Origin of the sequence: Bacteroides sp. 2_2_4 (genome assembly GCF_000157055.1) — a bacterium.
Taxonomy (GTDB): domain Bacteria; phylum Bacteroidota; class Bacteroidia; order Bacteroidales; family Bacteroidaceae; genus Bacteroides; species Bacteroides ovatus.
Genome location: NZ_EQ973415.1, coordinates 1 through 600 on the forward strand (window position 1 = coordinate 1; position 600 = coordinate 600).

Sequence of the window (600 nt, forward strand, 5' to 3'; positions counted from 1 at the left end):
GGGCTCGTGGGAATCGGCACACCGCCACGACACGCTGGGCTTCGAGGTGGAGCACATCCTTCCGGGAGGCATCGTACGCTCGTTCGCCTATGATGACATAGGCCGTCTGGTGGATGCCCGCACACGCAAGGACTCGCGCACACGGCAATGCGCCGCTACCGCTGGGGCGTCGCCGACAGGCTGTTGTCCGTGGAGGACAGCAGGCGTGGCGAGACACGCTACTCCTATACCCCGACGGGGCAGCTCGAAAGGGCGGAATATCCCGACGGCAGGGAGCAGTGGAGGAAGAGCGACCAGACGGGAAACCTGTATCCCGACCCGGACATGAGGCTGCGCCGCTACCTCGGTGGCGGACGGCTGGAGCAGGACGGCGAATGGCACTGCGAGTACGATGCGGACGGGAACCTGACGGAACGCTACCTCGGCACGGGAAGGTGGCTTGACGGCAAGAAGGACCGCTGGAGATACCGGTGGAACGCCGACGGCTCTCTGGCAAAGGTGGTGCGGCCCGACAAGAGGGAGGTGGAGTTCACATACGACGCGCTCGGGCGCAGGCTCTCCAAGAGCTTCGGCACGACCGTGATGCGGTGGGTGTGGAAC

The 600-nt window shown here is 65.5% G+C and carries 1 pseudogene; it reads left to right on the plus strand.

Annotation, left to right across the window (positions count from 1 at the left end):
• Positions 1-600: pseudogene (locus tag BSCG_RS00050) on the plus strand (type IV secretion protein Rhs); the annotation flags it as partial.